General features: G+C 51.4%; 16 protein-coding genes and 2 pseudogenes. 13 read left to right on the top strand and 5 right to left on the bottom strand.

The window, feature by feature from the left end:
* Nucleotides 1-21: 21 nt before the first annotated feature.
* From D9A02_RS01680 to D9A02_RS01690, 3 genes and pseudogenes are all read left to right on the top strand, one after another.
* Entirely contained in the window at nucleotides 22-732 is a 711-nt protein-coding gene (locus D9A02_RS01680) for an IS6 family transposase (RefSeq protein WP_120499114.1), read from the top strand.
* A 52-nt stretch (nucleotides 733-784) separates the two neighbouring features.
* Nucleotides 785-856 (top strand): annotated as a pseudogene (locus D9A02_RS19370) (SMC-Scp complex subunit ScpB); the annotation flags it as partial.
* Nucleotides 855-1,121: pseudogene (locus tag D9A02_RS01690) on the top strand (DDE-type integrase/transposase/recombinase); the annotation flags it as partial. The pseudogenes D9A02_RS19370 and D9A02_RS01690, both read left to right, overlap by 2 nt.
* Nucleotides 1,122-1,210: 89 nt before the next feature.
* Here D9A02_RS01690 and D9A02_RS01695 read toward each other — a convergent pair.
* On the bottom strand, nucleotides 1,211-2,773 hold the full coding sequence (locus tag D9A02_RS01695) for an arylsulfatase (RefSeq protein ID WP_120499258.1): 1,563 nt from the start codon (nucleotides 2,771-2,773) through the stop codon (nucleotides 1,211-1,213).
* A gap of 730 nt (nucleotides 2,774-3,503) precedes the next feature.
* Here D9A02_RS01695 and D9A02_RS01700 point away from each other — a divergent pair.
* The 3 genes from D9A02_RS01700 (at nucleotide 3,504) to D9A02_RS01725 (ending at nucleotide 6,857) form a co-directional block, all read left to right on the top strand.
* Nucleotides 3,504-3,935 carry a proline racemase family protein gene (locus tag D9A02_RS01700; protein ID WP_120499259.1) on the top strand — a complete coding sequence of 144 codons (432 nt, stop codon included), beginning with the start codon at nucleotides 3,504-3,506 and terminating at the stop codon, nucleotides 3,933-3,935.
* 646 nt (nucleotides 3,936-4,581) lie between these two features.
* Entirely contained in the window at nucleotides 4,582-5,556 is a 975-nt protein-coding gene (locus D9A02_RS01710) for a DoxX family membrane protein (RefSeq protein ID WP_120499261.1), read from the top strand.
* Nucleotides 5,557-6,575: 1,019 nt separating this feature from the next.
* On the top strand, nucleotides 6,576-6,857 hold the full coding sequence (locus tag D9A02_RS01725) for a GFA family protein (RefSeq protein ID WP_301951079.1): 282 nt from the start codon (nucleotides 6,576-6,578) through the stop codon (nucleotides 6,855-6,857).
* Nucleotides 6,858-7,594: 737 nt separating this feature from the next.
* Here D9A02_RS01725 and D9A02_RS01730 read toward each other — a convergent pair.
* Entirely contained in the window at nucleotides 7,595-8,539 is a 945-nt protein-coding gene (locus tag D9A02_RS01730; RefSeq protein ID WP_120499264.1) for a DMT family transporter, read from the bottom strand.
* Between the two features lie 97 nt (nucleotides 8,540-8,636).
* On the opposite strand from D9A02_RS01730, the gene D9A02_RS01735 reads away from it, so the two are divergent.
* From D9A02_RS01735 to D9A02_RS01745, 3 genes are all read left to right on the top strand, one after another.
* The gene (locus D9A02_RS01735; protein ID WP_120499265.1) at nucleotides 8,637-9,536 is read left to right on the top strand and encodes a LysR family transcriptional regulator; all 900 of its coding nucleotides are present in this window, start codon (nucleotides 8,637-8,639) and stop codon (nucleotides 9,534-9,536) included.
* 93 nt (nucleotides 9,537-9,629) lie between these two features.
* The gene (locus D9A02_RS01740; RefSeq protein WP_216824932.1) at nucleotides 9,630-9,800 is read left to right on the top strand and encodes a hypothetical protein; all 171 of its coding nucleotides are present in this window, start codon (nucleotides 9,630-9,632) and stop codon (nucleotides 9,798-9,800) included.
* On the top strand, nucleotides 9,797-10,480 hold the full coding sequence (locus tag D9A02_RS01745; RefSeq protein WP_120499266.1) for an IS6 family transposase: 684 nt from the start codon (nucleotides 9,797-9,799) through the stop codon (nucleotides 10,478-10,480). The genes D9A02_RS01740 and D9A02_RS01745 overlap by 4 nt, the downstream gene beginning before the upstream one ends.
* 116 nt (nucleotides 10,481-10,596) lie before the next feature.
* Here D9A02_RS01745 and D9A02_RS01750 read toward each other — a convergent pair whose 3' ends face one another.
* Nucleotides 10,597-10,947 (bottom strand): hypothetical protein, encoded by a 351-nt coding sequence (locus D9A02_RS01750; RefSeq protein ID WP_162932924.1) that lies wholly within the window; start codon nucleotides 10,945-10,947, stop codon nucleotides 10,597-10,599.
* Entirely contained in the window at nucleotides 10,917-11,084 is a 168-nt protein-coding gene (locus D9A02_RS19105; RefSeq protein ID WP_162932925.1) for a hypothetical protein, read from the bottom strand. The genes D9A02_RS01750 and D9A02_RS19105 overlap by 31 nt, the downstream gene beginning before the upstream one ends.
* 314 nt (nucleotides 11,085-11,398) lie before the next feature.
* Here D9A02_RS19105 and D9A02_RS01755 point away from each other — a divergent pair, with 314 nt between their 5' ends.
* From D9A02_RS01755 to D9A02_RS01770, 4 genes are all read left to right on the top strand, one after another.
* Nucleotides 11,399-12,955 (top strand): HAMP domain-containing sensor histidine kinase, encoded by a 1,557-nt coding sequence (locus D9A02_RS01755; protein ID WP_120499268.1) that lies wholly within the window; start codon nucleotides 11,399-11,401, stop codon nucleotides 12,953-12,955.
* The gene (locus D9A02_RS01760; protein ID WP_120499269.1) at nucleotides 12,955-13,626 is read left to right on the top strand and encodes a response regulator transcription factor; all 672 of its coding nucleotides are present in this window, start codon (nucleotides 12,955-12,957) and stop codon (nucleotides 13,624-13,626) included. The genes D9A02_RS01755 and D9A02_RS01760 overlap by 1 nt, the downstream gene beginning before the upstream one ends.
* Nucleotides 13,627-13,816: 190 nt before the next feature.
* Nucleotides 13,817-14,701 (top strand): LysR family transcriptional regulator, encoded by an 885-nt coding sequence (locus D9A02_RS01765; RefSeq protein ID WP_162932926.1) that lies wholly within the window; start codon nucleotides 13,817-13,819, stop codon nucleotides 14,699-14,701.
* 772 nt (nucleotides 14,702-15,473) lie between these two features.
* Complete coding sequence (locus D9A02_RS01770) at nucleotides 15,474-15,878, top strand: hypothetical protein (protein ID WP_120499271.1); 405 nt, start codon at nucleotides 15,474-15,476, stop codon at nucleotides 15,876-15,878.
* Nucleotides 15,879-16,378: 500 nt separating this feature from the next.
* On the opposite strand, the gene D9A02_RS01775 is transcribed toward D9A02_RS01770, so the two are convergent.
* Nucleotides 16,379-17,956 carry an ATP-binding protein gene (locus D9A02_RS01775; protein ID WP_120499272.1) on the bottom strand — a complete coding sequence of 526 codons (1,578 nt, stop codon included), beginning with the start codon at nucleotides 17,954-17,956 and terminating at the stop codon, nucleotides 16,379-16,381.
* Nucleotides 17,957-18,093 lie beyond the last annotated feature (137 nt).

An 18,093-nucleotide genomic window follows, 5' to 3' on the forward strand; every position in this document is an offset into this window, starting at 1 on the left:
ACACATACGTAGCCCACTCCGATGATTTGTACGATCTCCCCATCCCGCCTGAAGGGTCACCGCTTCCCAACTTCTATCATTTCCTACGCGGTCTGGGCCTACCATCGCTTTGCTCTCAGCTTGCAGGATGTTGAGGATCTGCTCGCTGAACGAGGTATTACCGTCAGCTACGAAACGATCCGCGCGTGGGTTAAAAAACTCGGTCCTGGAATCGCGAAACGGATCCGCGCAAGCCGCAATCGGTCCAGCGATAAATGGCATCTCGACGAAGTAGTCATCATGATCCGGGGTGTGAAACACTGGCTTTGGCGTGCAGTGGACAGCAACGGTCAAACCCTTGATATTCTGGTCCAAACTCGGCGCAATACACGGGCTGCTAAACGGTTCATCTCCAGATTAATGGCCCGCTGGGGCGAGCCCCGCGTTATTGTGACAGACAAACTCCGCAGCTACGGTGCGGCTCTACGCAAGCTTGAGTTGGATGTGGAGCATCGGGCGCACAAGGGATTGAACAATCGTATAGAAGGGTCGCACAGACCGACGCGGAAACGAGAAAAGATACAGGGCAGGTTCAAGTCAGCTCGTCAGGCCCAGAGATTCCTCTCCGTCCATGATGAAACCGCTAACCTGTTCCGTCCATACCGCCACAAGATGACTGCCTCAACCTATCGCCAGAAACGGGCCACCGCTTTCGAACATTGGAACGGCTGCGCCAAAGAACTGGCAGCCTGATACTATTTTCATGCATTGGTTGTTCTTCAGAAAATTAACCTGACAATGCCGGCGCGACGGGTTGAAAGACATCTTTGGCAAAGACATCAGCCGCGACCTGATCGGACGTCTGCATGCCCGTGGCCAAGCGCGAGATTGCTCCGGGTGTCGAACACCGATCGCATAAGGGTTTGAACAACCTCGCCGAAAACAGCCACTTGCCATTTCGAAAGCGGGACAGGGCGATGCAGGGTTATCGTTCACGGGGAAGTCTGCAACAGTTTGTATCAATTCACTCAGCCATACGGAATTGCTTCTTTGCGCCCTCCCGCCGTCGCTCTACCTTAACAATCCGCTATCACCGTATCGAGGCATTTGACGCCCGGAATGCCGCCACGCGAGTAGCTTGAAATCCGGGTATCAGGATTCTCTTTGGGCACGCAGTTAATGTGACAACACCTGCCTTATTGAGGAAGGCGTGGGCTTCGCCCCACATTGCTTACTGAGAGATGCCACCTTCGGTTGATGTCTGCTCTTCAACGTGGCCCTTGTTTGCGACCGGTTTGCCACGCGGAGGGAACTTCTCGAAGGTGGCAAGATGTGCCTGTACCAATCGGGCGGCTGGGCCGAAGGCCCACATCTTTTCACCCATCCAACGCACATACATACCACTTTCGTCCGCAGCTTTTTCATATGGGTCACGACGCAGATTGTAGAGCAACGGGGCAACCAATTCTTCCTTAGGGCCCGACCAGCCATGGTTTTGTACGACAAAGTGTGCTTTCCAATCATTGTAGCGCACTGCCTGTAGGTCCGTCCCCTGATAGTAGATCAGCTCGCGGCGACTGCTCTCTTCATCCTCGCCAGTCAGATAAGACAGTTGGTTGTAGCCATCGAGATGTACATTGTAGCCTTCATAGCCCTCTAGCAGTTTCTCCCTCATGTCTGCGGGGCCTCCGGCGGCTGCCACAAAGGTCGGCATCCAGTCCATTCCGCTGAAAATACCATTTAAGACCTGACCTTCCGGAATTTTACCGGGCCAGCGTATGATAGCAGGCACTCTGAAGCCACCTTCCCAGGTCGTACCTTTTTCCCCATGGAACGGTGTGGTTCCGCCATCGGGCCAAGTCAGTGTTTCGGGACCATTATCAGCTGTGAACATTACTATGGTGTTGTCGGCAACTCCAAGGTCTTCGAGGTGGCTGAGAACATCGCCAACGTTGTCGTCCAACTCCTTCATGACCACATCCTGAAGACCGCGACCATTGCCCAGCATTTCCTCGTACTCCGGGCTGAGGTGGGTCCACACATGTGCTCGAGCTGGAGCCATCCAGACGAAGAACGGGGAGTCTGCCTCGACCGCACGCGAAATGAAATCTTTCGTATGAGCCGTTACTTCGTTGTCCAACGTCTTTTGACGTTCCGGCGGAGCCGGACCATCGTCAATGATACGCTGCTTTCCGACTTTACCGAAACGCGGATCCACTGTTTCATCCTCTTCCTCTGTAGCGAAGGAATGAATAATGTTGCGCGGAGAGAATTGCGCGTTGAATTCCGGATCGTCCGGCCAGTCGGGGTCAGACGTGTATTCCATGGCGTTCAGGTGATAGAGCCAACCCCAGTATTCATCGAAACCCTTCGTCGTAGGCAGGAACTCGTTCAGATCACCAAGGTGGTTTTTACCGAACTGTCCTGTCGTATATCCCAGTTTTTTCAGGAACATCGGGAGAGTTGGATCACTTGGATTCAAACCTATTGGGTCACCCGGCAGTCCAACTGTATGCATACCAGTCCTAATTGGCATCTGCCCTGTCATGAATGCTGATCGTCCAGCAGTGCAACTTGGCTCCGCGTAGTAATCTGTAAGACGCACACCTTCCAAGGAAAGCTTATCTAAGTTGGGTGTCTCAATGCTTTTAATACCGCCATGATAAACGCCAACGCTGGCCCAACCTACGTCGTCTGCCATAATGACAAGAATATTAGGAGGCCCATCCTCGTCGGCCCAAGCACTAGAAACCATAGTGCAAAGCGCACCGGCCAAAGAGATAAACTTTTTCATTTGAACTCCACTTGCATATGCTCTTCTAAAAGATAGAAGAAATCGAAGGTTTTGTTAACATGCTAAGTTTAAAATTTTGTTAACATGCTAAGTTTTAAGTTTTTATAGATGCCGCCATTGATCATGCGGGTTATCAAAACGGCAGGAAGGTCCGCGTCTCGTTTGTCCGAACTGGCTGCGGCGAAAGGGCGGTATGAGCTCCGCTGATTTTCGCTGGCCCGAATGACCGCAAACGGGTAGTTCGCCGCGCTGCCAAAAAGTTTCGGGCTGCGGGAGCGATGGTTTTCTGCATCAGCAATAGCTGCACGAGCAAAATGTAGGCTTGTCCCGCTCTCCGGTCATTGCATCGCCAAAATAGCTGTACCGACGACCAACGTCCGCTTCGAGGAAGCTGCAACACGGCCTGGCAAATAAACGGTGCTGCGATGCTCTATCTAGCGGGGCTGGCCAAATTCTGCAGTTCTGACACGAGCGACTGTGGTGGTATTGCCATCCCTCGTTTGGTTACAGACGTAGCCGCCGATCTGTTCCAATCTGACATCAACTTGATGGGCAAGTGTGCTGAGGCTGCACGAAGCCTGGAACGAGAAACTGAAGACCCAACGCTTGGCGGGCTATGTAAGCGAATTGGCGAGGATTGCGATAGCATTGCACGGACACAGCGCGGCACATCTATCGAGGCCGGCTTCGGGAACAGTGAAGTGTTCAGAGAATTCGCCCGCGCGCGTAGTTGCAAGAACAGGTCAGCATTCATCATCGCTATGACGAGGCGATCAACAAGATTGATTTGGGAGCTTTCCCTTTCCTTGTTCTCGATGCAGAGAAGGGGTCAAATGTGCACCGCTTCGCCAATATGATGCCCGGTGGTCGGATCGACCGATCCCCCTGTGGCACCGGCGCCGCCGCACGTGCCGCCGTTCTACATGCACGTGGAAAGATGGATATCGGCGAAGAACATACGGCACTGTCAATTACGGATGGCGAATTCAAGATGCGCCTTCGTGAAAAGACCACTATCAGCGGAACCGAGGTTGTCATGCCCGAGATTACCAGGCGCGCCTTTATTTATGGCACCAGCCAATTGTTCGTAAATCCCGAAGATCCCTATCAGATGGGGATAAGCCTTTCTGACATGTGGGGCAAAGCCGCACGTGGGTGTTAGTTTCGCCTACCACACTGCACATGGAACATATCATGCTCAACATCACACCCAAGATACTTGCTGCACATCTTCCTTGGATGCTTAAAATGCGACGGGACTTTCATCAAAATCCCGAACTGGGTTTTGACGAAAGTCGGACTGTTTGACGTCAGCGCCTATGTACGTACTGATTGTGCCGCCCTAGCATTCAAGTTATAAATCAGTAACGTCGTCGGACTTGTAGGGAAAACGCACTCTATGTTTGCTAAAGTCAAATCCAGTTTTCGGGACGTGATCCTTTGGACAACATTGATATGTGTGTTTTGTCTGGGCTATCTACAGACAACAGAAAGCCTGTTTGCTGGCTTTGTAGTGCAAGAACTTTCTGCTTTTGAGCACGGCGCATTCGACGGTGCCGAGCCGTATTGTAGTACAGGTCAATGTGCGGGCGGCAGCATCTCTTGTAGCAGCAACTGCGATTTCTTGATACATTCCACCAACTCACCCCTGGCCCGCAACCACAGGTTTGAAAACTGGCCCGTGATTATGCTTGTGCTCATCGGACGATCAGTCGGTTTTGACCCCAGGCCTCCCAAATAAAGTTGAATGAAACCGGCAACCACTCTGGTTGCTGTTACTCTCATATTCAACTTTTTGGAGTGTCCAAATGACACAATCTATATCGCCCATAGCGGGCGTAACTCAACTATGGCACAAACTGACCCGTTCTGAGACAGGCCAGCTCACGGAGCAAAACATCAACCACATCGCACTGATTCTGAGGTTTGGAATCGGATCGGTGTTTGTCATCGGCGGCTGGTGGAAACTCTCACGAGCGATTGATCCCACTCGAGCCGATGCATTGGTCAGCAAGTATCTGGCGCCGAACGGCTATATAAATGGGTTCTTTCAGGAATATCTGTTCACAAATGATTTGCTGACGCCATGGGCGTTCATGACAGCCCTATCCACCTTCGAACTCTTTGCCGGATTGGCTCTGTTACTCGGCATTTTTGTACGCCCGCTGTCGATTATCTTTGGGCTGCTCATGTGGTCTTTTGTGGCGGCACTTCCTGTGGTCACAACGCCGGATCTCATCCCAACTGATTCAACCTTCCTAACCCCAGCGTTGATCGTCCAAATTCGCGATGTTGGGCTGTCTGGATTCTGTTTTGCTTTGGCCATCGTCGGCTCTGGAGCGTACAGTCTTGATGCCAGATTATTGGGAAGAGGGCGCGCCCTGGGGTTAGTCGAATGGGCAACACTCGGTCTTTTAGTCCGCATATCAATAGCTGTGGTATTCCTCACGGGCGGATTTTTCTTTGGCCTCGATCACGTAAAATCCTGGACAGGCATTCCATTGCTTTCCATCGGAATTGGGATCACCATGCTATCAGGACATGGGGTGCGTGTTGCAGCCGTCGCCGCACTCGTTGTCTTACTTTTCTATTGCGTCGGTAAGCTTGATGCCGCCAAACCCTTGTGGGACAACCTCAACGCTATAAAACGCGAGTTTGCGTTTTGTGCCGCAGCGAGCCTCCTGCTTTGCTTTTCCGGGGGGCAGGCATTTCAGGTTGGTTATCTGATCCGTCATCCCAAAACTGCGCTGTTCGGGTCCGAACAGCAAACGCATCAATCATAAAAACAGAAACGCGCCAACCGCTTGATAAAAGGTGGTTGGCCCGCACCCCGGCCAGGCAGGCGGGGTGCTGACTGTATCAGTCAATAGTGAACAAAAGCGCGGGAATTCGTAATTATGTTCCGGACCCCATGGGTATGATCTTCGTCAAAGACACTGTCATCCAGCCATAGCTCCTTGAACCGGTCCGTTCAGGTGTGGAATCCGTTCCTGCTTCTTTCTGTTGAATTGGTTGCGATCAAGGCCTGCTCACAGCGGGGTAACCCGAAGATCGGACACCTCTGGTCCGACCGCTTCGACCACCCTGGTTGCCTCACATCCTGGAATGCCCTGCAGAGCTAAGGTTTTGTAGAGCCCGGAGCGGACATAGACATCGTGGTAGTTCACCCTGATCCTGGTTTGTCAGATACGAAGTTCGCCGGAATCAGGCTCGGCAACCTCGACATCTTCTCAAACCAGAAGCGTCTACGCGGCATTCTGATCGAAGCGGCTTGGCAATGGACGTGGCGCGATCCAGAAACCAAGGAGCTCTACAATCGACATTTGCGAAGCATGGGATCGGACAGAAAGCTATTGCCGCCGTCGCCCGCAAGCTCGCAATCAAGCTTTGGCGCTTGGCGATGGAACCACCGCCCGCGCCAATGGGGGATGCTGCGAGCGGGGCTCGGTCGGCATAGCCGACAGTAAAATAGGGCAGCACGCCTATCAACCGGCGCGTACCGAAAACGGTACTCGGGGACCTTACATCATCCTGTCAGGCACGAATAAGAAAAGGCTTACGCTAGGTCGGTGAACAGATTTGATTTGGCTTGCAAACCGGCGATGCAAATTAACTGTCGGTACGAGGAAGTGTTGAACGAAGCCGACTTGCGCATGTCGCGTCCAATGCAGATGTTAAACCCAAAATGCTATAACCTCGCTAGGGAGAAAAAATATTAGGTGCACAGATGATTAAATACACCGGAAGCTGCCACTGTGGTGCTGTGAAGTTCACATTCTCCGCTCCGGAAATAGAGCAGGTTATGCGATGCGACTGCTCCATTTGCGCCCGTAAGGGCATATCTATGTCGATGACGACGATTGCACCGGAAGACATTGAAATCTCAGCGGAAGAAGGTGCTCTTTCAACATACCAATTCGGCTCGATGACAGCTCGCCATCACTTTTGCAGCCGTTGCGGTATTCAGACGTTCGTCGAAACCCGACTGAATCCGGGCCACTACAGAATTAACGTTGGCTGCGTCGATGGTATCAACGCGCTGCGCCTTCCAGAGATTATTTACGATGGGCAATCCCTCGACTGAGAACAGTCGAAGTTATCATTCTCGCCATTGACTATTGTCCACATAAGAAAAACCCCGTCGCAAGAAGCGAGCGGGGCCAAGCCCGACCCACGGGCCTGGAATGTTGTTGAATGTCATACGAACCTGACCCAAGTGTCATAACGTGACCCAATCCCCGTTTTTGCCCGCGTGGTCTGTTGCGATTGATCTGACTTCCCCTTCTGGAAAATCAGGGCTGATTTGCAGGTCAGACGGCGAAGCCGCCTGTTCCTGCTGATCTGCCACGTGGCGAACGCGGGAGGGGGCAAGGCAATGCTATTCGACAGTGGTGGTGCGGGCAGGAGGCGGAGCAGACAACACGGTCCTGTTTAATAGGGCTGCCCGAGGGGGAGGGCAGCGCCCTCACCCTTACGGCCAGGAGCGTTTGACTTGCCCAAATCCCGCTGGCCCAGAAAACAAGAGCGGCGGGGCCAATAGCCCCGCCACCGTTGCGATCATTCGATTTTGGTGATGGAATTTACACAGTGCGCAGCTATTCCGTCATTCGTTTTTCACTCTTTGCTGATGCAGCATTTGTTCGCAATCGCGGCCCATCTGTTGTTGCAACGTAGCGCGTATCGCTAATCCGGTCATTCATTGGCATTGTTATAGCTGGAACCGAGACCGCACTTTCGCTGCATGCCGTTCAGACAAACAAGACGCGGGACAAGGCGCTCTCTCGCTGCATAATTGCCAACGCCCGCTATTGATCGGCTGTCTCAAATTCCGCATGCTGGTAGCTTGTCTAACTTTGCCCTCACCACGTCTTTACCAGCGATCACAACGAGGACACCTGCAACAATGATCAACGCTATCCCGATCATCGTCCAGAGTTGCGGCTTCTCTCCGAAGAACACGAAACCCCAAAAGGCGGCGAAAATCAAATAGGCATAATCGAACGTGGCAATCACTTGTGGGCGCGGCGACTGGTAGGCTTTTGCCAAACCAATGCTTACACCGACGATCAGAATTGCCATGACGACCAGGATACCGAGTGTTTGGACGCTGAAGCTGGACCATTGGGCGAACAAAAACGGATATCTTTCCACGTAGCCTGAAGGTGAGATGCGCAGCCAAAAGCTCACCAGTGCGCCAACTACGACAAGGGAGATGTTCAAACTGATCGCAAGTGCCGCAGGTCTTTCATCCTGACATTTGGCACGCGTCAGCACAGCGGCCACAGCATAGAGGAATGCTGCGATTACTGGGATCAGTGAAAGCATTGTGAAATCCGCACCATTTGGGCGCACAACAAACAGCACCCCAATAAATCCGAGCACCACGGCGATCCATTGCATCGGTGTGATCGGTTCTCGTAATAAAATCGCGGATAGGATCACGATGAAAAGTGGGCCGGTGTAAAGCGCCGCCGCGACCACAGACAGGTCCAGCAATGGAATGGCAGCATAGATCGCGAGATACATCGCCACCAGAACGAAACTTCTCAGCGTGACCCAACCGACTGCTTTGGGCCAGAAGTGCCCGTTTGCCAAAAGCACCAGAACTGGCAGTGCCAAAACAGATCGACACACGTAGATTTGCCAAAGCGTCATGTCGGCACTGGAAAATTTCACAAAGGCATCGGTCAGCGCCATCGCAAAGACCGTCAGCAGAATTGTAAAGATGCCTGTGATCAGGGATTGGTTTTTTTCTGAAGTGGTCATTGTTCGCCTCCGTTAACTGATGAACGTAGATCATATCGGGCTTGGATTGTGTGGAAATGGAGTATAATCTAATTAGTATGGTTAGAGTTTCTACATAATGAGCCGCGTTGATCTAAACGGCTTACGCACTTTCTTGGCGATTGCTGACAGCGGCACGTTGCGGTCTGCCAGTGACGTCCTCGGTGTCAATCCGTCGGCGGTGTCCCAACAACTCAAGGCGTTTGAGGACAGCGTTGGGACGGCATTGTTTGTACGCAATACTAGATCAGTGGCGTTCACGGATGCTGGAAAAACTCTGTATAATCGAACACACAACATCTTCACCGAAATTGACGCTGCATTGAGCGCGACCCGTCGCACTGCAAGTGTCGCGTCTGGCCAGCTACGTATAACTATGCCTTATCGCGCATGGCAGTTGGCCATCGCCCCTCGTATCGCGGCGTTCAATACGGCGTTCCCTGACATTGACCTGGACATCAGCGTCGATGAAGACCTGACAGATATTGTAAAAGGCAGGTTTCACGCGGGTATCAGGTTGGGTGATTATTTGGCTGACGAAATGATAGCTGTCGCGCTGACCAAGCCGCAGACGGCCACCTATGTAGCAACAAAAGGCTACCTTGATCTAAACGGCACACCGCAGACCCCAGCGGACCTGTCGCAGCACGACTGCATCCGATATCGCCAAATCAGCACAGGACAGATTGCGCCTTGGCGGTTTATCGAGGGTAGCGCTGAAACACACATCGATGTGACCGGCAATCTAGTTTTCAATGATCTTAGATCAGTTGTGGACGCAGCCGCGCATGGGCTTGGGATCGGCTGGACTCTTCGTGACGGTGTCGAGGCGCAGATTGCGTCGGGTGAGTTGGTCGAGGTTATGCCCGATTGCACCCCTGACAGGCCGCGCTTCTATCTGTATTATCCAAAACAACTCAAAAGCCTGAGCCGCTTGAGGGCGTTCATTGATCACTTCGCGGTCGGAAGCGGACGTTAGCGACATTGCAGAAAAACGGTAATAAATGGGATGTACCGGCTGCTTCACCCAGCAGTTTAGGCTTGGCCTATTTCTGCAACATGGAGAAGTAGCATGGCGAAGAGCGAATTTGATGAGCTGATGTCCGTTGGCGCCGACATTGGCAAAGTTGTGTTCCACTTGGTTGGCTTTGACACCGATGGCCAGCTTGTGCTGCGCAAGAAGATCAAGCGGATGGCACTAGTGGCGGCTCTGTCGCAAAGTTTTTGTGTTATTTCACGGTGATCGAATTCAGGGGCAGCCATTATCCGAAATCTGTGGTTATGTTCGCAATGACATTCTATTTACGCTACCCTGTTTCGTATCGGGATCTGGAAGAAATCATGTCTGAACGTGGAGTGGATGTTGACCATGCCAGCCTGAACCGTTGGGTGGTCAGATATTCGCCTTTGCTGGCCGAGCAAGCCCGGTTGCGGAAACGGCCAACAGATTCATCTTGGCGGATGGATGAAACCTATATGAAGGTTAAAGGCCAGTGGACGTATCTCTACCGGGGGGTCACAAAATCCGGCGAAACCCTCGATTTTATGCTGCCTGGGAAGCATGGCGGCATATCTGCACGGAGATTTTTCAGACAAGCCATTGCCACAAGCAGCACACCGGAAAAGATCGTGATCGATAAAAGTGGCTCCAATCTCACAGCCCTGCGGTGGACGAACGTGTTGCCGAAATTCACGCGTAACAACCCTCTGGTCCAGATCCTGCAGGTCAAATACCTCAACAACATCATTGAACAGGATCATCGGTTCATCAAGAAGATCATCCGGCCCATGCTCGGCTTTAAAGCCTCCCATTCCGCCAATGCAACGCTTCAAGGAATCGAGGTGGCGCACATGATCCGGAAGCGGCAGATTGGATCAAAGGGACAATCCGTTTTCCAGATTATCGCAGGGCTCGCGGCATAAGTGTGTCCAGAGATAAGTTCATCTCAACCCTGACAAAAATTTGCGACAGAGCCCGTCGAACCCGGCGCGGTGCAGGCCATGCGCCAGTCTGACAGCGGCCGTGGTCTTGCCCGAATTCATCGAGTTTCTAACACGCCGATGACGGTGACATCGTTGTAGGGCGCTCTGACCGGCAGGGCATAGTCCGCGACGTTCATAACTTTGCCATCCGATTTGGCACGCAGTCCCCGCGGCTCGGCCGAGGTAGGCAGGCCCATCTTCTCGTGGGTCGCAACCACGGTCCCGACAATGCCACCGCCCGCGGCCAGTTGCATCAGCGCATCTTCAAGTTCGGCCATGCAGTGGAATTGGCCGGGGGGATAGCGATCGCCTAGGCATAGCACCACCAGGTCGCAGGGATAGCTTGTCGAGCTGCGGCGGTCAGACAGTTGAATGTTCATGTGCTGACCCAGTTCCAAATTTTGCACAGGGCCATGTCGCCTGCGATGGCGATCTTGTAGTCCTTGTTGAGATAGACGGCATCCTTCTTGTTGGCGCGGCGGGTGGTGAAGGCCCATTTCGCGTTCGACAGGATTTGCATGGCGTGAATGGATTGAAGCGTCATAGTGGGGTCTCCCGATTGCTGATTACTACACCTTTCAATCTGGTCACTTCTGTTGACCAGGCCTCTACGGCACGTTAAATTTGTCGCACATTCAGGTGAACGAATTCCAACAGAGACATGAAGGTTTGCAACTCGGGAAACGGGTTCATCTGATGTTCATCATATGAACAGGACGTGGTCATGAATTGCGCATTAAAACCTTTTCAGGCAGCCCGGTTATTGACATGCTTGGTACGTTTCACTGTTCCCCAGCCTTTACCAGTGGCAAAACGCTCTAATACTCGAACGATCACTCAAGGAAAGCACGACGAATAATGAAGATAACACATATCGTCAATATTTTCGCGTGTGTCGTGCTGCTGGTCGCTTCGGCCAGCCTTTCAGTAGTGATCTGGGCCACCAAGCAAAGCGGCTTTCACAATCACAGGATTGCACTTGCCCATACCTCATATCATCAGCACCTGATACTTACAGCGGATACACATCTGTTGTTCAAGCGATTTAGGGACATACTCTTGGCTGGCAATATCGGGTGTTCACAGGACGTGAATGCAATCATCGAACGTCTGCGCAGCTACGTCCCTGATATTCGTGGCACTATCCAAGCCGATATAAAACTTGTCGGCAATGAAGAGTTGGAAGGGCTTGACCTGCTGGACCAAGTCGAAAGCGTCATCAAAGAACTCTCGGCTCTCTTTCAGCAAAACCTTGCAAGGGATGATATTGGCGACATCCGGTCGAATTGGCGCGAACTGTCCCTGGTGCTGAATGAAAATTTCGAGAAAGACTTTCGCGAGCTGTTTGCTGTTGTCCTGAACGAAAAGCGGGAAGAGGTCGACGAAACTGAGGCCGAAGCCCGCGCCCAAATGGAAATGGTGCGCGTGATTTCGCTCGCGCTGACAGCTGTTTTAATGGTGATAACGGTTAGCGCCCTCATGTTGTTTCGCCGCGAATTCACTTATCCATTCGAGGGGTTATTGAGTGGTGTGCGTAAGTTTGCGGATGGAGACTTTTCAAAGCCGATCAATCTCATGGGCGGTAGCGAGTTGTCGGAAATAGCCTCGGTTCTGGATGAAATGTCCGAGGTTGTTGCTGCGCGCACGAAAACACTGACCACTCAAAACGAGGAGCTCGAACAAGCAGTCAAGCAACGAACGGAAAAGCTTGAACAGCTTTTGACCGAGGCGCGTAAATCCGAAGAAAACCGCCGCCAGCTTCAGGCGGATGTCAGCCACGAGCTGCGCACTCCGCTGACCGTTATTCAGGGCGAATGCGATATCGCCCTGCGTGGGGGCGACAAGAGTATCGAGGATTATAAAGAGGCGCTGACCAAGACACGGAGGGCGGCCAGCCACACTGCAAATCTAATCAGCGATCTGCTTTTCATCTCGCGCAAGGAAACCGGGTCGCTGCGCCTGGCCCTTAAAACGATCGACCTGTCCGCACTGATTGGCGATGCTATCACTTTGTCCGGCCTCAATGCCGACTTCACGCCGATCGGTAGCACACAGATACACGCCGATTATCAGAGGCTCAGACAGGCGGTGCTGGCGCTGTTGGAAAATGCAAAGCGGCATGGAGGCAACAATATCAAAGTGACGCTCGAGGCTTTCTCGGACGTGGCGACCATTGCTGTATCCGATGACGGGCCGGGAATGAGCGACGAAGAGAGAGAGCACGCCTTTGAACGGTTTTTCCGCGGCTCCAACGCAACAACTCGGTACACCGAAGGGCTTGGGCTGGGCCTGCCTATCGTGCGCTCGATCGCTGAAGCACATGACGGCACTGCCGAGATCATAGACAGAGGCACGAAGGGAACGACCATCTTGATCACTATTCCGAAATACGCTTCAGGGTTAGGAGTGCATTGATGAACATTTTGCTTGTTGAAGACGAAGAACGGGTAGCTGGTTTCGTGCGTCGTGGTCTGAAGGCTGAAGGATACTGCGTCGAACATGCCAATGGCGGTGAACTGGCGCTGGAATTCATGCGGGCGCGCGATTTTGATGTAGTGTTGCTGGATCTGATGTTGCCGGGGATTTCAGGCAGCGAAGTCTGTCAGAAGATGCGCGCGCGCGGAAACACGACACCCATCTTGATGTTGACAGCGTTGGATTCCACGGTCGAGCGCGTGGCCGGCTTGCGTATGGGCGCCGATGACTACCTGTCCAAGCCCTTTGACTTTGAAGAACTCGTTGCCCGCATCGAGGCTCTGCACCGGCGCAAGATCGGGTATGGGATCGAGGATGACACCAAAATGATCGCCCATAACGGGTTGGTCTTCAATCCGTATGCACTGGAATTTTATGTCGATGGCGTCCCGGTCGCGCTTTCGAGCAAAGAACGGGAACTGGCGGTTCTACTACTGAAGAATGTCGGCCGCGCGCTCAGCCGCGAACGCATTCTGAACGCGGTATGGGGCAGTCAGGAAGACCCGATGACCAATGTCGTAGATGTCTACATTGGTCGGTTGCGTAAAAAATTCGGTCCACATGGTGAAGCTATCGTCACTTTGAGAGGTGCAGGTTACCGACTCGACTGAACTGACCGCTCCTATCCGATGCCGGCGAGAGAGGGGCAAAGATAAGAGAAACTGCCTTGTTTGCCTGCGTATCCCATGCGCCCGTCAGGGTCATGGCGTGTCCGATTTTTGCTGCTCTGCTTCGATCAACCCCTTGCAAGAACTCACAATACGGGAACAACATCAAATGCTGGTTAGGAAATGCAAAACAATGGATGTGCTTAGGCCTCAGGCGCGAGCATTCGTCGCCGTTGTACAACATGGATCCGTCACTTCGGCTGCTGAACAACTTGGGGTTTCCAAGTCGACTGTCAGTCAGGCGCTCAAGGATATGGAAGAAAATTTCGGCATCCGACTGCTGAATCGAACGACCCGCCAGCAATCACTCACCCCGATAGGCGAGCGCCTGTATCACAGGTGCTGTGAAATATTGCGCTCTGCAACTGCACTGGAAAGTGATGTGCATGAGTATCTGGCCGAACCGTCTGGAAAGTTTACCATCGCCGCACCGCAAATCGCGATCACCGCCAAGATTGCATCGACGCTTTCTATATTGTGTGGAAAGTATCCGCAACTCAGACCGAACCTGATTCTGGAAGAGAAGCAGTCTGATCTTGTTGAGCACAAGATAGATGTCGCCATTCGGTTGGGCCAACTGTGCGACAGTGAACTCAAAGCGATCAAGCTTGGCGATATTCGCGAAATTTATTGCGCATCTCCCGAACTGTTAGCCGGGCATGGCCTAACGCGCAGAGATGCCGGGTGCGCGGAGAGTGTTGCGAAGCTGCCGTTCATTGCCAATTCTTGGCAAAGCTCCCGAATAGAGCTGTTTCGCGGAATCGAAATATCTCCGACCATTGTTTGCAGCTGCTCCGTGGCCGCGTATGAATGCACCCTGCGAGGCGCGGGATTTTCCCGACTTCCCGAGGCTATGGCCGATAAAGCGATCGCAGATGGTAGGCTTTGTCAGCTTCTGCCAGGCAGTTTTGAATTGGTGTCGCCACTTTATGCACTTCATCCGTTTGGCAACTTGCCGCCTCTGGCCGTCCGATCCTTTGTTGAAGGCCTGCGGTCTGCTTTGAAAAGCTCAACTTAGGGCAACCAAGCTTCCATTGGGTTCACGTGTGCGTCGCGGTTCTGATCCGAGGCTTTGCGCGTTGCCCCATGCGGTTCCGGCTCATGCTCAAGGGAATCGTGAACAACTTTTCGATACCTGAGCGGTGTCGCAGTTGAATCGGACAAAGCTGATGTGTCTCAACGTAAATGCAGATCGCTGTTGATGGTTGAAAATTTGGTCAGCATCTCCAAGCGCCGACATCGAAAACAGCGTGATCGAATTTCGATGTTTCCAACGCCGTAGCCCCGTGAAGAACTGGGCACAGCTTGCACCGCCGTCACCATTGGCGGCGGCTCCATCACTTACGAAGCCTAAACTGGACATTTCGAATCCCCCTAAAAAACGCCTCCACCGGGGGCAAGATATGCCAACGAGGTGTCAGACTTGCCGCCACTTGAGGGGTTGCCTGTGGCGATGAAGGACGAGGTGGATCTCATTGGAGGGCTCGGGGGCATCACTTCGTTAATTTCGCTTAGTGAAATAAGATGCACTTAAGGCAGTGGAATCTATTTAACATATTGAAGATTTGGTAAAATTTCGTGTCACGGCGATTTCGTTTCACTTAACGAAACGCTTGATTTGAATTCACGTTTCATACGGTCAATTAATAACACATTGGACATCGACCTAATTCGAACCCAGTGCAATGCAGCGGATACGACATTTATTCGGCTGTCACCTGCAAAAATGCACTCGGATAGAGCCGAGGTCAATGCATCCAAACAACCAAAATATCTAAATGGGGAATGCCATGATGGATCAATCTATACAATCATGGGTAGTCGAAAGTGAGGTTGCCGAAAAGCCTTCTCAGGATTTAAAATCAGGAGCACCAGACGCATCAAGTTGGGTTTGGAAAATGCCCCATTATGAGGAGGCTTTCGGCCCAAAGCGCTTATATGATCTTGGCAGAACCATTACAAAAGAGTCATGTGAGGGAGATTTCGTTCATGGCGAGGTTAGGGGGGACATTATTAGAGGTGCCAGTTTTGTTATTTTTTTTCTCGCAAGTATTGTCGGTTTTCTGGTCGCAGTCGGTTTCTTTGTGTTTGTGGGTTTCACTTTTTGGCAATCGGTATTGGTGTATTTTGGGGCAGCACCATTAGTATTCGTGATCTTACTAACGTACCTTTATCGCCCAAAGCTGTTTCGGTAACCTTTGTACTTAGATTTTGCACAGGTATCGTTGATTAGCGCCGCTCAAATGGCCCAGTTTGAATGTTAGCGTATGATCGGTCTGGGTGCCATCAGAACGATGACCTTGGGGGCCGGTATGCACGTTGATCGGGGAATTCGGAAATGCTTTTTGAGACCCGTGACAGATATCTAGCTGAGCTTGAAGATCTGTTTTGCAGTTAGCATCACGTCGGAACACGATGCGCCCTTATAAGAAGCATCATCACGGACAAGCTGCGATCCTACGGCGCGGCTATGTGATCCAAAAATTAGACCCACTGAGAAACCACAGCTATCAATGTATTCACAGCAGTGTAATGGATCGAAGCGATGCTTTTGAGTTCAAGGGTTGACGTGTTTTGCGTTCGTTTCCGACGTAGCTCAAAGGCTATCCGCTGTTTGGAGACTCAAACCCAAAAGCCTCTAACAATCACTGACGTCAGGCGCTAGGCAGTATGAACTAAGAAAATATGACATACCTTAGTTATTCTCATAACTACTAAAACTTACTCGAACAGCCGTTCCTTCATCAAATTCGGTATCAACCCAGATCTGAGCCTTATGCGATCGGACGATCGATTTCGCAATTGCCATGCCTAAACCCGAAGATATTTTATCTCCACCGCCTACGGTTGGTTGCTTGTAGTACCGATCAAAGACCAACAGCGCATCTTCAGGCGAGATTCCTGGGCCATTATCTTCCACACTCAGTGTGTATAAATCCTGGCTAGCCTTGATGGATACTTCAATCTGTGTGCCCGGAGGGCAATGAGATAAAGAGTTTGATATTAGTATTTTAACAAGCTGAACTATTTTGCCATCATCGCCGAAAATGAAGGCATCGTCCCGGTCACATTCGAAACCAATTTGCCCATCTGCTGCATTCACCATTGTTTGGGATTGAAGTATGGTATTCTTTACGATTTTCTTCAGATCACAGGCTTCATGAGCAATATCATTAATGCCAGCTTCTTCACGAGCAAGCTGAAACACATCTGCAACAAACCTGCTCACTTGGATGGAGGTATCATGAATACGTTGTAGCGACTGTTTCATTTCCAAAACATCTGGTTTTCCTCGAAGAGTAACCTCAGATTCGCCTCGAATTGCAGTAATTGGAGATCGCAACTCGTGACCAATATCAACAAAAAACTGCACGCGAGATCTATCACGCCTGGCGAGCTCTTCGTTTAATTCATGAAGCTCTTTCGTACGCTCCACAACCTTACTTTCAAGATCAACTTTAGCTTCCTCCAACGAAAGTTGCTTAGATTTCACTTGCCGCGCTAGTCTGTTTAGTTGTGCGCCGACATAGGCGAACTCATCCTGGCCACTGTCATCAATTGAATGATCTAGGTTTCCCTTCGCAAATTCAGTAACACCATTTTCCAACTCCTTCAGCTTGCATCGCAACCTAAATACTACAAAATAAATTGCAGAAACAGAAACCAAAAGCGCCATAATAGCTGAGGTCACTGCTATCGTATATGTTGAACGATTGACTTGTTCTATTTCACTGAGCGCCACTTGTAGTTCGTCGTTTTCATCGGCCAACCCTTCTTCGATAAGCTCACCAACAATCCGGTCTATGCGGTCCTTCAAACTGTCGTTCAAGAGCAGATGGGCTTCAGACACATTCCCTTCGCTTAATATACGGCGAGCACGCCGAACTTCTTCAAACGCCAAGTGGATTTGCCGATCAATCTCGTTAATTCGCTTTACGTCTCCAGGGTTCTCCGCGGGCCGCAACCCAAATGCGATTTCTGAAGCTTCGTAGCGTCGTATTTTCGATACTATATCCTGTATTTGAATTTCTGCTTCATCAAGTGAAAAAGTAAGTTCAAGATCACCGCTGGTCAGATCGCGTCGAGACAGTTTGAATACTCGGAACACCTCGCCTGACAATTCGAGATAACTTGCGAGTTCGTTGTATGCCATGTTGTTTCGAACTTGATTGTATTTGGATCGCCCAACGCTCCAAAAGTTGAACGCTGTGAATGCATAGAGCAGCCCTGCAAGGAGCAAAATATGTATCGTGAATCTTAGTTTTTCGCTCATCGGTTACATTTCTGCCAGATCTCACCTAGAGATTCCCATAAGGTTTCTGAAACTGATTTCACCTGTTGAAACGCTGGTTTTGAATGTCACATTGTCCCTCGTTAACAGATAGCCACGAGATTAACTAATAATGACAG

Source organism: Roseovarius sp. EL26 (genome assembly GCF_900327775.1).
Lineage (GTDB): Bacteria > Pseudomonadota > Alphaproteobacteria > Rhodobacterales > Rhodobacteraceae > Roseovarius.